At 47.0% G+C, this 14,763-nt stretch carries 13 protein-coding genes; 11 read left to right on the top strand and 2 right to left on the bottom strand.

The window, feature by feature from the left end; translation table 11 throughout:
- Positions 1 to 33: 33 nt before the first annotated feature.
- From FBF37_RS03625 to FBF37_RS03615, 3 genes are read left to right on the top strand one after another with little or no spacing between them, the layout of a single operon-like run.
- Complete coding sequence (locus FBF37_RS03625; RefSeq protein WP_138079567.1) at positions 34 to 1,797, top strand: ABC transporter ATP-binding protein; 1,764 nt, start codon at positions 34 to 36, stop codon at positions 1,795 to 1,797.
- Positions 1,797 to 3,794, top strand: coding sequence for an ABC transporter ATP-binding protein (locus FBF37_RS03620; RefSeq protein ID WP_236861236.1), 1,998 nt, complete (start codon positions 1,797 to 1,799; stop codon positions 3,792 to 3,794). The genes FBF37_RS03625 and FBF37_RS03620 overlap by 1 nt, the downstream gene beginning before the upstream one ends.
- A 16-nt stretch (positions 3,795 to 3,810) precedes the next feature.
- Positions 3,811 to 5,004: a HEPN/Toprim-associated domain-containing protein gene (locus FBF37_RS03615; RefSeq protein ID WP_138079565.1), complete on the top strand. Its 1,194-nt coding sequence runs from the start codon at positions 3,811 to 3,813 to the stop codon at positions 5,002 to 5,004.
- Positions 5,005 to 5,071: 67 nt separating this feature from the next.
- Here the strand turns inward: FBF37_RS03615 and FBF37_RS03610 are convergent, their stop codons facing one another.
- The gene (locus FBF37_RS03610) at positions 5,072 to 5,533 is read right to left on the bottom strand and encodes a YbhB/YbcL family Raf kinase inhibitor-like protein (protein WP_138079563.1); all 462 of its coding nucleotides are present in this window, start codon (positions 5,531 to 5,533) and stop codon (positions 5,072 to 5,074) included.
- 9 nt (positions 5,534 to 5,542) lie between these two features.
- Positions 5,543 to 6,277, bottom strand: a complete 735-nt coding sequence (locus tag FBF37_RS03605; RefSeq protein WP_138079561.1) for a hypothetical protein — start codon at positions 6,275 to 6,277, stop codon at positions 5,543 to 5,545.
- A 102-nt stretch (positions 6,278 to 6,379) separates the two neighbouring features.
- On the opposite strand from FBF37_RS03605, the gene FBF37_RS03600 reads away from it, so the two are divergent.
- From FBF37_RS03600 to FBF37_RS03565, 8 genes are all read left to right on the top strand, one after another.
- Positions 6,380 to 6,997, top strand: a complete 618-nt coding sequence (locus FBF37_RS03600; protein ID WP_138079559.1) for a TylF/MycF/NovP-related O-methyltransferase — start codon at positions 6,380 to 6,382, stop codon at positions 6,995 to 6,997.
- A gap of 81 nt (positions 6,998 to 7,078) precedes the next feature.
- A complete protein-coding gene (gene arcA / locus FBF37_RS03595) occupies positions 7,079 to 8,314 on the top strand; it encodes an arginine deiminase (RefSeq protein ID WP_138079557.1) in 1,236 nt (411 codons plus the stop codon).
- On the top strand, positions 8,314 to 9,303 hold the full coding sequence (gene argF / locus FBF37_RS03590; RefSeq protein ID WP_138079555.1) for an ornithine carbamoyltransferase: 990 nt from the start codon (positions 8,314 to 8,316) through the stop codon (positions 9,301 to 9,303). Before arcA ends, argF begins: the two co-directional genes overlap by 1 nt.
- A gap of 39 nt (positions 9,304 to 9,342) precedes the next feature.
- The gene (locus FBF37_RS03585) at positions 9,343 to 10,893 is read left to right on the top strand and encodes a YfcC family protein (RefSeq protein WP_138079553.1); all 1,551 of its coding nucleotides are present in this window, start codon (positions 9,343 to 9,345) and stop codon (positions 10,891 to 10,893) included.
- 3 nt (positions 10,894 to 10,896) lie between these two features.
- Positions 10,897 to 11,850: a carbamate kinase gene (arcC, locus tag FBF37_RS03580; RefSeq protein ID WP_138079551.1), complete on the top strand. Its 954-nt coding sequence runs from the start codon at positions 10,897 to 10,899 to the stop codon at positions 11,848 to 11,850.
- 42 nt (positions 11,851 to 11,892) lie between these two features.
- Complete coding sequence (locus FBF37_RS03575) at positions 11,893 to 12,804, top strand: magnesium transporter CorA family protein (RefSeq protein ID WP_138079548.1); 912 nt, start codon at positions 11,893 to 11,895, stop codon at positions 12,802 to 12,804.
- A 52-nt stretch (positions 12,805 to 12,856) separates the two neighbouring features.
- Positions 12,857 to 13,612 carry an ABC transporter ATP-binding protein gene (locus tag FBF37_RS03570; RefSeq protein WP_138079546.1) on the top strand — a complete coding sequence of 252 codons (756 nt, stop codon included), beginning with the start codon at positions 12,857 to 12,859 and terminating at the stop codon, positions 13,610 to 13,612.
- Between the two features lie 4 nt (positions 13,613 to 13,616).
- Positions 13,617 to 14,732 (top strand): ABC transporter permease, encoded by a 1,116-nt coding sequence (locus FBF37_RS03565; protein WP_138079544.1) that lies wholly within the window; start codon positions 13,617 to 13,619, stop codon positions 14,730 to 14,732.
- Positions 14,733 to 14,763: the final 31 nt, after the last annotated feature.

Genomic DNA, 14,763 nt, shown 5'->3' with positions numbered 1-14,763 from the left:
AGAGACTGGATTTGAGGTATTAAAAGAACAATTATGAAGCATATTTTACGGATTTTTAGCGGCTACTGGCTGATGTTTATCATCTTGGTCGGTTTTACCTACGCCATGGTGATGGCGAATTTGTGGCTGCCTGACAAGATGTCGGAAATTGTCAATAACGGCATCATCAAGCAAGACATGCCAGCGATTTGGCACAACGGATTAGCGATGATTTTGGTGACGGCGGCGGGCGGACTGTGTTCGATCGTCATCGGGTTTTTGGCATCGCGAATCGCTACTGGTATGGCGCAAAAATTACGAACAGAATTGTTTGAGCGAGTCGAAAGTTTCGCGCTGGCGGATTTCAATAAATTTTCCACCGCCTCGCTGATCACGCGCTCGACCAACGATATTCAGCAAATTCAGATGACGTCAATTCTGCTGCTGCGTCTGGCGTTGATGGCGCCAATCATGGCAATTGGTGGTCTGCAAAAAGCCATTCACAACGCGCCAAATTTGAGCTGGATCATCGCACTGGCGGTGTCAGTTTTGCTGGTCGTCATCGCTATACTGTTCGTGATTGCCGTGCCTCGGTTCAAGAAATTGCAGACGCTGGTGGACAAACTGAATCTGGTGACGCGCGAAAACCTGGTCGGCTTGAAAGTCATTCGCGCCTTTCACAATGAAAAGATTGAGCAGAAAAAGTTCCAGCAAGCCAATACCGAGCTGAATAAGATGAATCTATTTGTCAATCGCTTGATGATGCTGCTTGACCCAATCATGACGCTGGTGATGAACTTTTCTAGCGTGGCGATCGTCTGGTTCGGCGCGCATTTGATCAGCAGCGGCAATCTGCAAATTGGTAATATGATGGCGTTTTTGGAATACGCCATGCAGGTGATTATTTCTTTCTTGCTGCTATCGATGGTGTTTATCATGGTGCCGCGAGCGGCCGTGTCGGTAAAGCGGGTGGGCGAGGTGCTCGACACGCTGCCATCAATTATTGACCCGCAGTCGCCGCAGCAGTTGCCAAATGACGCTACGGGTAAAATTGAATTCAAAGACGTGACTTTTACCTATCCAGACGCTGATCTGCCGGTGCTCTCAAGTATCAATTTTACGGCTGAACCAGGGCAAACTACAGCGTTCATTGGCAGTACCGGCTCGGGCAAATCGACGTTGATTAATTTGATCCCGCGCTTTTACGATGTGTCGGCGGGGCAGATTTTGCTGGACAGGGTGGATATTCGCCAGCTCAAACTAGAAGATTTGTACGATCAAATCGGCTACGTGCCGCAAAAAGGCGTGTTGTTTAGCGGGACGATCGCCAGCAATATCAAGTACGGCAACGCCAAAGCCAGCCAAAAATTGGTCGAAAAATCCGCTAAAATCGCGCAAGCAACTGAGTTCATCAACGAGCTAAAAAACGGCTACAAAAATGATATCGCTCAAGGCGGCAGCAATGTTTCCGGCGGCCAGCGTCAGCGTTTATCGATTGCTCGGGCGATTGCTGTTGAGCCGAATGTCTACATTTTTGACGATTCATTCTCGGCGCTGGATTTCAAGACTGATGCCAAATTACGCTCGGCACTGGCTAAAGAAACCAAACATAAAACTGTGCTCATCGTCGGTCAGCGCATCAACACCATCATGAACGCTGACAAAATCATCGTGCTGGACGAAGGCAAGATTGTTGGTCAAGGCACGCATCAGGAATTGATGAAAAATTGCCAAGTCTATCAAGAAATTGCTGCCTCCCAACTCTCGGAAGACGACTTGCAGAAAATGTCGGCAACGACCGCGAAAGGAGCGGCGTAATGGCTCAGCAAAGCATGAAAAAACGCCAGCCAATGAAGATGGGCGGTCCAATGGGCGGCGGTATGGGCGCCGGCGAAAAAGCCAAAGATTTCAAAGGCACGGTCAGGAAGTTAGCCAAATATTTGGCGGAGTTCCGCTGGCACATGCTCATGGTGGCGATTTTCGCGGTTGGTAGTACGATGTTTGCGATTGCTAGTCCGAAAATTTTGGGCGGCGCCACCAACCAAATCGTCGAAGATTATGTCAGCATGAAGGCGTATGAGACCATCACCAGCAAGCTGCCAAATGGTGCTTCACTGCCAGCTGGCACAACCGGTGCTGATGTCCTCAACCGTCTGCCGAACCAGTCAGAAATTGAAAGCCAAATTCCGTCCAACCAACTTGATACCATTAAAAAGCTGGATCTTAGCCAGCGCCCAGAATTTCACTTTGAGGCAATTTGGCGAGTCGTTAGTTTGCTAATTGGTTTGTATGTGCTCAGCGCCATTTTCCGCTACATCCAAACCTGGCTGATGACCCAAGTGACGCAAACAGTCACCTTCAGAATGCGCCGGCAATTGTCCGAGAAAATCAACCGCCTACCGCTGAGTTATTTTGACAAGCAAACCTACGGCGAAGTGCTCAGCCGCGTCACCAACGATGTCGATACCATCAGTCAGACGCTCAATCAAAGCCTGTCGCAGGTCGTGTCTTCGACAGTGATGGTGCTGGGGATTTTGGCGATGATGTTTTCCATCAGCTGGCAAATGTCGCTGGTGGCGCTCTTGGTGCTGCCACTGGCTGGCGGCGTGGTGACGCTGATTGCTAAAAGTTCGCAAAAACAGTTCCTCCGCCAGCAAACGCAGCTGGGAGAATTGAACGGCCACATCGAAGAAATGTATGGTGGCCATCAGGTGATGCGCGTGTTTAACGGCCAGAAAAAGTCGCTGGCTAAGTTTTCACGGATTAACAACCAGCTGCAGGAAAGCGCCTGGAAAGCTCAATTTTTGTCGGGTCTGATTTATCCAATCATGAACTTCATCGGCAACATTGGTTACGTCGTGATGGCGATTTTGGGTGGTTGGCTGGCGATCAACGGTCGGCTGAAAATCGGTGACATTCAGGCGTTTATCCAATACATTAACCAATTCAATCAGCCGCTGGTGCAAGTTGCCAACATCGCCAATGTGTTGCAATCGACCGCCGCTGCCGCCGAGCGTGTGTTTGAATTTTTGGATGAGTCAGAAGAAAAGGCGGAGGGCAAGGATTTGGTGAAATTGACTCACGTCAAGGGCGAAGTTGAATTTGACAACGTAGTCTTTGGCTACCGACCCGACCAAACCATCATCAAAGGTTTGTCGGCGCACATCAAGCCAGGTCAGCGCGTGGCAATCGTCGGTCCAACGGGCGCGGGCAAAACGACGCTGGTTAATTTGCTGATGCGATTTTATGAAATTAACAGCGGTGCGATTAAGATTGACGGCGTGGATATAGCTCAGATGAAGCGCAGCGATGTGCGGCAAATGTTTGGCATGGTGTTGCAGGATACATGGTTGTTTAACGGCACGATTCGCCAGAATTTGCTCTACGGCAATCCAACAGCTAGCGAAGAAGAGATGGTTGCCACCGCCAAGGAAGCGCACGTTGACCATTTTGTGCGGTCGCTGCCAGGCGGCTACGACATGGTGCTGGGCGAGGAAGCAACGAACATTTCACAGGGCGAAAAGCAGCTGCTGACGATTGCCCGGGCAATGCTGGCGCGCACGCCAATGCTGATTTTGGACGAAGCTACCAGCTCGGTTGACACTCGCACCGAAGTACTCATTCAAAAAGCCATGGACAAGTTGATGCAGGGCAAAACCAGCTTCGTCATCGCCCATCGGCTGAGCACCATCCGCGACGCCGACCTGATCTTGGTCGTCCGCGACGGCAACATCATCGAACAAGGCAAACACGACGAATTGCTGAAGAAAAATGGCTTTTATGCCGAGCTGTATAATAGTCAGTTTGCTGAGTAGTGAGGAGGTGATAATAATGAGCAGCTACGCTAGTTTTTATATCAATGGTCAAGAGCTTTTACATTGGAGAAATGAACTTAGTCCAATGGCGACCAGTCTGTTTACAAAAAATGATATTATTCGTGGTCAAGGAAAAGACGGAGTAAGATTAATTAAGCAGTATGGCCTTTCTAGGTATGACAATGACTATACTGAAGATGATGTAGACTGGGAGATTGCACTGGCTGTAATTGACGTAGCTACTCTGAAGCAAAGGCTTTCTATATATGGATATAATGCTCAGCTATTCAATGACTCATTAGATGCCCATATTGGATGGCTAGCGGAATTGTCTAGCGGTTCTAGTGACGAGATGAAATCGTACTATGAAAATGATATAAAGCAGATTAATGACTTGAGGGGCGGTAAAATTCCACTTCGAGATCTATCGTACAGGTTTTTTGAAAAAAATGATTTCTATAATGAGGCTGTTGCTATTTGGGGTGTATTGCATCACGAAGATGTAAAAGATAGCGATATGACAGTGCTTGATATTAGTGATTTAGTTGAAGGAGGTTGGTTAAATGATGAGCTTGAAAATACCGATAGCGATTTTCTTATACCGCAGGACGAGCTTATACCTGAAATCCCCATAATTTTGACCGAAGGGATTACCGATATCGGAACCCTCAAGAAGGCACTGCACGTTATTTACCCGAAACTTGAGAGTAACGTACGTTTTTTGGATACAAGTTTTAGGCCAGAGACTAATGCCGCCGCTATAGTGAAAATGATAAAGAGCTTTGCTGCCGCGGGTATTAATAACAGGATCTTAGCTATTCTAGATAATGATGCTGCTGCAAGTGAGGCAATGACTAATTTACCCCGTAATTTACCTAACAACATCAAGGTGATACAATATCCTGAATTAGATTTAATGAAATCTTATCCAACTATTGGACCCCAGGGCGAGATTAACATGAATATTAATGGTCTCGCGGGGTCAATTGAAATGTACATGGGTAAAGATATACTTACTGGCAATGATGGAAATTTAGAATTGGTACAGTGGGGTGGTTATATGAATCGTGTTAAGAAATATCAAGGATCACTTATTAACAAAGGTGCTGTAGGTAGTAGATTTAAAGGAAAGGACGCTGCCGATGTTAATAAGTGGCAGGATTTGAGATATTTGTGGGATTATATAATAGAGAATCTAAGTACTCTGTGAGTGCACCCATCTTTGCGTTAGTAGGATCTAGATTATATGAAAACTCTATGTGCATTATGACAGTAATTTAGCTCCGCCGGAAAATATCTAACACACCGAATTTTCCGGTCAGCACAGCCTGGTCGATGATATGCGGCGTGAGGGCAGCGATGAGTTCTTTAGGCTTAGTGTCGCTTGGTAAATCCAGTGTCGTGTCCAGCGCGTACACGTAAAATTGATAGCGGTGCGTGCCAAACGGCGGCTGCGGCCCGCCCCAGCCTGGGCGACCCCAACTGGTAGCACCTTCGACGGTATCCACGGGTAGTGACTCGCCAGTTATTTCAGTAGTTTCGGCCGGTAAATTCCAAGCCGTCCAATAGTAAAATCCATCGCGCCCAGGCGCGTCAGGGTCGTGGCAGACGATTGCCAGGCTTTTGGCGTCTGCTGGCACATCGTCAATCTCGAGCGGCGGGCGTTGGTTACCGCCGAGCTTGGCGTAGATTTTTGGTAGTTTAGCGTTTTCGGTGAAAGCTGGGCTAGTAATTTTCATACTATGATTTTAGCATAGTGATATTTTTGTCGCTTCGGGTATGTGAAGGTCAAAATCGATATCGGTTTTCTGGACAATCTCGTAACAAGACGACACTGCTGGGTTGTCTGGTAATTCAATTATTTTTCCATCATTAAACAATTGTCCTTGTCGGTAGATATTGTGAATAAAGGGCACATTTGGTTTGATTGTCCTCAAGCGATATAGCGCTGATTTGTGCTGCGTCCCGTCACTCTCGACTACAGTAGGTTGCGTATGCCATTGTCCCATCATACATAATGTTGGTAGAGAGCCGTCAATTCCGAGGATATTTTTAGCTAGCTGCTCTTCTCGTTCTTGCGGGCTTGGTGGTATGATGGCATCCTCATCTAAATTGTCAAAAAATGTATCAATAAAAACGAGCTCTTTAAGTTGATTTTGCTGCAGAAGAATTGCTATCGTTTTTATCATCTCAAGAGATAGAACGCTTAAGTCAAAAAGGTCTTCATCAACTAAGGAAAAATCATAAGAATTGATCTTTACTGAATTGATGAAGTCAAACACAGTAGGGCTAGCTTCAATGGCCAATCGTTGTATGCAAGTTTTTTTAACCAAGGTATAGACGATATTGGCATTTTCTTTTATGCCGTGAATTTCACCATGAACAATTAGGTTTGACTTTTGTAAGGCAGGTAGCAGGAGATCGAGGTGCTTTATATCTAATTGTTTCGGTAAAAATGTTTTGATAATGTCGTAATTATTCATAAGTACTAATTTAATATTGTAACCTATAAAATATTAAAACATGTAGTTATATGTCATCAACTGTTTGTTGATATTTGGTGAACTGTCTATAATTTAAATTGTATGAATATCACCGACCAACTCCTCGCCAAACATCCCATCATTTCCGACCAAGTTGACGCCAAAGAACTTGGCGTGTTGCTGCGAGAACTGGAAAAGTTGTTGCAAAGCGGCGTGACTGGCAATATCGTCGAGTTTGGCTGTTACGTTGGTACGACGAGTTTGTTCATCCGGCGGCTGTTGGACGCCTATGATTTTACTGGTGAGTTTCATGTTTACGATTCGTTTGCTGGCTTGCCAGAAAAAACCCAAGCAGACAACAGTGCTGCTGGTGAGCAGTTCAAGGCGGGTGAACTCTTGGCGCCGCGTAAAACGTTCATCCAGAATTTTAAAAAGGCCAGCTTGAAACTGCCGATCATCCATAAGGGTTGGTTTGCCGATTTCACCCCTGAGGATGTGCCGGAAAGCATCATCTTTGCATTTTTTGACGGTGATTTTTATGAGTCAATTGCCGATTCATTTCGCGTGTGTGACGGCAAATTTCAGGAAACGGCGACCATCATTGTTGATGATTACGCCAATGAAGCTTTGCCAGGCGCGGCGCGAGCGGTTGATGAATGGCTGAGGCGTCATCCAGCTCGGGTGGCAGTCGAGTCGTCATTGGCTATCATTCGGCGATGAGCTAACCCCTGAATAATGCTTGTGTTCTATTTGGTATATGCTATATTATTAGTATAACCATAAACAAAAAGGGGACGGGGTATGGATCCAATACATATTACATCGGAAATCGGGAAATTAAAAGTAGTTGTCTTGCATCGGCCAGGTGAGGAGTTGGAAAACTTGACTCCGGATTATCTGACCGACCTTTTATTTGACGACATCCCATATCTTAAAAAGGCTCAAGAAGAACACGACGCTTTTGCGCAAGTACTGCGTGAGCGTGGCGTGGAAGTATTGTACTTGGACCAATTGGCGGCAGAGGCCTTAGCGACTGATGCGTTGCGTGAGCAGTTTGTCGACGATATGCTTGCTAACTCCAAGCAAGACACTCGTCGTGTCACCGAGACCTTGCGTCAATTTTTGCTGGACTTGCCAACCCACGCCATGGTTCGCAAGTTGATGGCTGGTGTTCGTAAAGATGAAATCACTTTGCCACCAGAGCACCATCAGCAGCTACATGACATGGTCGAGAAAGATCACTATCCATTTTATCTTGACCCAATGCCAAACCTGTACTTTACGCGCGACCCAGCTGCTGCCATTGGCCGCGGTTTGACCATCAACAAGATGCACTGGCCAGCTCGCCGCCGTGAATCACTGTTCATGCGCTATATCATTGATCATCACCCACGGTTTGCTGGCAAAAATGTACCAGTGTGGTACGACCGCCGTGAGAACTATTCAATTGAAGGTGGTGACGAGTTAGTACTGAATCGGGAAGTCATGGCAATTGGTATCAGTGAGCGTACTTCTGCTGAAGCAATTGAAAAGATGGCAACCAAGTTGTTTGCTGGCTCTGATTTCAAAAAGGTTATCGCCATGGAAATTCCAAAGTCGCATGCGTTCATGCACCTCGACACAGTGTTTACCATGATTGACCATGATAAATTTACCATTCACCCAGAAATTCGCGACCACGGTGGTAAAATCAACTGCTTTATTTTGGAAAAAGTTGAAGGTCAGCCATTCCCACGCATCACTCGTGAAACTGATCTGGAGCATGTCTTGCGAGTCGCGTTGGGCTTGCCAGCTGTCACGTTGATCGAGTGTGGTGGTGGCGACCGAATTGCTGCAGCCCGTGAGCAGTGGAATGACGGCTCCAACACCCTGGCCATTGCACCAGGCGTTGTGGTGACGTATGACCGTAACTATGTTACCAACCAAAAACTGCGTGATGCCGGCGTTGAAGTGATTGAGGTCAATGGATCAGAACTTGGCCGCGGTCGCGGTGGCCCACGCTGTATGAGTATGCCAATAGTAAGGGAGGACGTATAATGGCGTTGAGCTTGAAAGGACGATCATTCCTGACGCTGAATGATTATACTGCTGGAGAAATCCGCCTGTTGCTGGACACGGCACGTGAATACAAGCGCTTGAAATACGCTGGTGTACCGCACCGAATTCATGAAGGCAAAAACGTGGCGCTGTTGTTTGAGAAAACCTCAACTCGCACACGCTGCGCCTTTACGGTGGCGGCCAATGACCTCGGTGTCGCGCCAGAATATCTCGGCAAAGATGACATTCAGCTGGGCAAAAAAGAGACAGTTGAAGACACTGCCAAGGTGCTGGGCCGCATGTTTGATGGCATTGAGTTTCGTGGGTTTGACCACGGGACAGTTGAGGAATTAGCTCGTCATGCTGGCGTTCCAGTCTGGAATGGTCTGACTGACAAATTCCACCCGACGCAGATTTTGGCTGACTTCATGACTATTGAAGAGCATGTTGGCAAACTCAAAGGTACTAAGTTGGTGTTTGTTGGTGACGGTCGCAATAACATGGCAAACTCGCTGATGATTGGTTCGGCAATCATGGGTGTTGATTTCCGTATTTTGGCGCCTCGTGAACTACATCCCGAGCAGTCTCTGGTGGATCGGGCGCACCACTTGGCACGTTCAAGTCACGCTCGCATCACCATCACTGATAACTTTGAGGAAGCCTTGCGTGATGCTGACGTGATTTACACTGATGTTTGGGTGTCCATGGGCGAGGAAGACAAGTTTGCTGAACGCATCAACCAACTGCGCAACTTCCAGGTCAATCGTGACATGATCAATCTGACAGGAAACCCTGAGGTGAAATTTATGCACTGTTTGCCAGCGTTCCATGACGCACTGACTATCACTGGCAAAAAGGTTCAGGAAGATTTTGGATTAGAATCAATGGAAGTAACTGATGAGGTGTTCCGCTCACCACATTCAGTTGTGTTCGACCAAGCGGAAAATCGTATGCATACAATCAAAGCTGTCATGGCTTTGACATTGTAGTAGTTGTCGTAATAAGGGAGTGAAGGAGGCTCCGAGGCAATGGTAGAAAAAATTAAAAAAACAAAGCAGAAACTCCGACGGTCACCATCGGCGTTTACGATTTTGTTTGTCGTGATTGCGATCATGGCAGCATTGACATGGGTGATCCCATCAGGTCTATATAAGACAGATGACGACGGTAACCGCGTCGCCGGATCATACCAAGTGGTTGAGAAAGACCGCACTGTCAAAGAAAAAAAGGATGGGAAAGAAGTAGAAGTTGACAAGCACGACCGGCAAGGGTTGTGGGATGTCTTTGTTGCGCCAATCAAGGGTATGTCAGAGAAGCTTGATGTCATCGTCTTCGTCATGGTTCTTGGTGGTTTCTTGGGTGTCACCATGAAAACAGGTGCCTTGGACGCTTCGCTTGGTGCCTTGCTACGCAAACTGAAGGGTAAAGAAAAATGGCTCATCCCAATCTTGATGGTGTTGTTTGCTATTGGTGGTACGACCTATGGTATGCAGGAAGAGACTGTTGCATTTTACGCCCTGATTATACCGATGATGATCGCTGCTGGTTATAATACCATGACTGGTGTAATGATCATCGTACTGGGTGCTGGTACTGGTGTGCTTGGTTCAACAATTAACCCATTCTCGACTGGTACTGCTGCAGCAACGGCAGATGTGAAATTGGGTAACGTAATGCCGATTATGTCTATTATCTTGGGATTGTGTCTCATCGCCGCAATCGTCTTTACCATGCGCTACGCGGCAAAGGTCAAGGCTGGTAAATACAAAGAAGATGCGCGCTATAAACCAACCGTTGCTGCTCTGGACATGGAAAATATACCAAAGTTCACTGCAGCACGCAAAGTTGTCATGGGTGTCTTTGCTGTCACCTTTGTGTTGATGATTCTTTCCCTCATCCCATGGGGAAGCTGGAATATCACCTTCTTTACGGATGTATTTAACAAGGTTGCAGAACTGCCAGTCGTTGGTCCAGTGCTTGGTGTGCTTCACACGGTGCCATTTGGTGAATGGTTGTTTAGCGAGATTACGACACTGTTCTTGATTTCAACAATCATCATCACTGCAATTTACTACAAAGAGTTCAAGAAAGAAGAAGTTGTCCCAGTTAATGCTTTCATTGACGGTGTGAAAGATATTCTGCCAGTCGCTTTGATTATTGCGGTGGCAACTGGTGTGTCTGTCATTATGGCTAATGGTGAAATTCAAGACACTGTTATTCACTGGGGTGAATCATTCCTGAAGGGAACTAGTGGTAGCGTCGTTGGTGCCTTGGCATATCTGTTCTACCTGCCAATGTCATTCATTGTGCCATCATCATCAGGTTTGGCAGCAGCAACCATGCCAGTCATCGCACCAATTGCCGATCTGGTTGGTTCCAGTAAAGAAATCATGGTGGCTGCCTTTGCAACCGCCTCAGGTTTGATCAACATGATGGCACCAACCATCGCATCCTTGATGGGTGGTTTGGCACTAGCCGGCGTTTCATACCGTGCATGGCTCAGGCGTTCAGCACCAATCATGGCAGTCTTCGCGATCATCAGTGTCGCAGTCATTGCTGTCTTTGGAGTGTTAGGATAGCCTATGGATAAGCAGCGAACTATTGTCGTTGCTCTTGGAGGTAACGCCCTGCAGAAGCAGGGCGAAGCCTCTTCTGAAGCACAGCGTCGAGTAGCGGCTGAGACGATACGACAGTTATTACCGCTTGTTCAAGCAGGACACAAAGTAGCTATCGTTCATGGCAATGGCCCCCAGGTGGGAAACATTGTCTTGCATGAAGAGGCTGTTAATACTGATGATGTACCGAGCTTACCACTGGATGATTGTGGGGCTATGAGCCAAGGTCTGATCGGCTTTTGGTTGCAGCAAGCCTTCCAGGACAGTTTCAGAGCTCATCAGATGACTGATAAACATGCTGTTAGTTTGGTGACGCAGACTATTGTCTCTGGTGATGATGCGGTGTTCCAAAACCCAACCAAACCAATCGGCCCGTTCTATTCAGAAGAAGAAGCCAAAGCGGTGCAGGCTGAGCGTGGCTATGTCGTCAAGGAAGACGCTGGTCGTGGTTGGCGCCGTGTGGTGCCATCGCCAAAACCAGTGGAAATTGTTGAAGCACCGATCATCAAAGCTCTGGTAGAAGCGGGCGTCCTAGTGGTCTCAACCGGTGGTGGCGGTATCCCCGTGTTGCGCCAGGAAGACGGCACGCTCAAGGGTGTCGAAGCAGTCATTGATAAAGACTTTGGAGCAGCAACCTTGGCTAATTTGTTGCATGCAGATACTCTGTTGATCTTGACTTCGGTTGATGCAGCTAAGGTCAATTTCAACCAACCGAACGAAGAAGCGTTGGGGCAAATCTCTGCAGAAGAGATGCAGAAACACATTGACGATGGTCAATTTGCTGCTGGATCCATGTTGCCAAAGGTACAAGCAGCATTGCAGTTTGTGTCAGGTGGTGGGGGGCGTACCGCAGTCATTACCTCGCTGGAAAAAACCACTGAGGCTATTGACGGGACAGCGGGGACGCGGATCGTTTCATAACTACATTGCTTTTATCTAGTTTTCATGATATAAATAACAGGTATGTTGCAATATCTTAAATCTGACGATTCTGGCAAGCTTACCATCAGAGAGAACTTGGTTAAGGGCTCTTGGATTCGTTGTGAGCGGCCAAACGAAGAGGAGATTTCCCAGCTGTTATCACTGGGAATTGATGCTGATATCATCACTGACGCACTGGACCCTCACGAGGTTCCTCGTTTGGATGCGGACAACGAGCGGACGTATTTGATTGCCCGTTTGCCAGATACTGACGATGATTTTAATGACTTTACTACACCAATTTTGTTTGTGATTCATGCGGATTATATCATCACCATATCGCGAGACAGTCTGGGGAGACTATGGCAGCCGTTCATTGATAAACATGTGGCATCTACCTCAAGTCGCATTACCCTGCTGGTTGACATGATCGACGCACTAGCAACACAATATCAGCGCCGCGTGGCTGCCATCAACCGTCAAATGCGGGCGGCGACTGGCGACATTCGCACCTTGCGAGCGCGCGATATTGCCACGTTAGCTGAATATGAGCGTAAATTGAATGATTATATGGATGCCTTGGTGCCGATGAATTTATCGGTGGAGCGAATGATTGCTCACAAGGCGTTGATGCTTCGGTCTGACGCCAAAGAGGATGTTGAAGATATTTCCATTGATCTGGAGCAGGTGATTAGTCGTTGTAAATCGTTGCTTCGTACTATCACCAATGTGCGCGACAGCTACCGCGCAGTCATGGATACTCGCCTGAATGAAACTATTCGGCTGCTGACTGTCATCACAGTGGCGCTCACCATACCGACCATGATCGCTGGGCTATTTGGTATGAATGTGCCAGTTCCCGGCGGCGATGACCCAGCAATGTTTTGGAAAATCACCGGCGTCAGCGCTGTGGCGGCATTATTGATTGGCTATTATTTTTTGCGACGTCGGTAGTCTTGTGTAAAACCCAATTACTCTATTTCTTGGCTAGTGCTATACTAGAATTATGAGTAAAATTATTGAAGTTCACGGTTTGACCAAGCGCTACGGCGATCAAACGGTGGTAAAAGGCATAGACTTCAGTGTTGAAAAGGGCGAAATCTTCGGTATTTTGGGCCCTAACGGCGCTGGTAAAACAACAACACTCGAGATGCTGGAGGCATTACGCACCATTGATGACGGTACGGCCGTCATTGACGGTATTGACGTAGCGAAACACCCTAAAAAGATCAAAGATATCATTGGTATTCAGCTGCAGTCAACTAATTTTTATGACCATTTGACATTGACTGAGCAGTTGAAAATGTTTGCCAGTTTGTATGGCAACATGATTGACGTGGCTGCATTGCTAGCCAAAGTACAATTGACAGAAAAAGCTAAGAACTACGTTGAGCAATTGTCTGGTGGACAAAAACAGCGTTTCGCTATTGCGTCAACCTTGGTAAATAATCCAAAAGTCTTGTTCTTAGACGAGCCAACCACTGGCTTGGATCCACAAGCGCGCCGCAACCTGTGGGAGCTGATCAAGCAAATACGCGAAGAGGGCGTTACCATTGTCTTGACGACACACTACATGGATGAGGCTGAATTGCTGTGCGACCGATTGGCGATTATGGACAATGGCCAAATCATCACCACTGATTCGCCACACAACTTGATTCAACAGTTACTCAAGCGCGGTTTTAAGAAAAAGCAGGTGGTTGAACAGGCAAATTTGGAAGACGTTTTCATCGATCTTACAGGAAAGGCGATACGGGATTAGTAGTATGAAAAAATATTGGATAGGTATCATTGGTCAGGTCGTAGCTGGCCTTAAGCGTTTGCTGCGCGACAAAATGGCATTGTTCTTTACTTTTTTGTTCCCGCTGATTTTCTTGTTTGTGTTTGGTTCGATTTTCAACAATCAGACGACTAACTTCAAGGTTGCCATTATCAATCATTCAAACACTGAGTTCGCCAAGCAGTTTGTCGATGGTGCAAAAAATGATACATCAAAACTGCTGCAAGTTCAGGACGTGAAAAACATCGATGATGCCAAAGAAAAGATGAAGCGTTCGGAAATTGACGGTATCATTGAGCTACCAAAAGAGTTTGGTGAGGTTAAGGGCGAAGGCGCAAAAGCTCGCCCGTCTGGTACACTGAACGTGTTGCACGCGAAAGGGCAAGATCAGGCTGCTAGTGCGCTGACTGCTGTGATGGGCCAGATTGTTGGTAGTATCAATAAAGCCATGGGTCAGCCAGAACCACCATTTAAAGTAGCCTCACAAGCAGTTGGGGATGAGGCCCTGAAAACGTTTGACTACACTTTCACTGGACTGTTGGCGTTTAGCTTGATGAGTATGGGTATCTTTGGCTTGGCAAACCAAATGCCAACTGAAAAGCAAAAAGGTAATTATCGTCGCTTGCGGGCTGCACCGTTTACGTCTGGTCAATTGATTATTGCTACTGCCATCGTCTATACCTTGGTGTCTTTGGCAAGTGCTGCACTGATGTTGGTTGTCAGTATGTTGCTGTTCAAATTCACCATGCGCGGTGATTGGCTGCTGTTTGTGCCGTTCTTGACATTGGCTGCCGTGATGATGGTCGGGCTTGGGCTAATGGTTGGTGCCTGGGCAAAAAATGAGAATCAGTCAGCGCCGCTATCAAACCTCATCTCCTTCCCGATGATGTTCCTGTCTGGTGCCTTTTTCCCATCGTTCTTATTCCCAGAATGGCTTAAGGCGATCAACCAATTTATCCCAATGACTCCTGTTGTGGATGGTCTTCGGTTGATATCAACCGAACATGCCACCCTGACGGAGGTCTTGCCTCAGTTTGGTGGAGTGCTGCTGTGTATTGTCATTGTCTACCTGTTGGCTATTAAACTATTTCGCTGGGAATAAGCGAGTAGTAGCAAAACATAACCTTTTTTCG

Source organism: Candidatus Nanosynbacter featherlites, from assembly GCF_005697565.1.
Taxonomy (GTDB): domain Bacteria; phylum Patescibacteriota; class Saccharimonadia; order Saccharimonadales; family Saccharimonadaceae; genus Nanosynbacter; species Nanosynbacter featherlites.
This window is presented reverse-complemented; position numbering and strand designations above follow the sequence as displayed.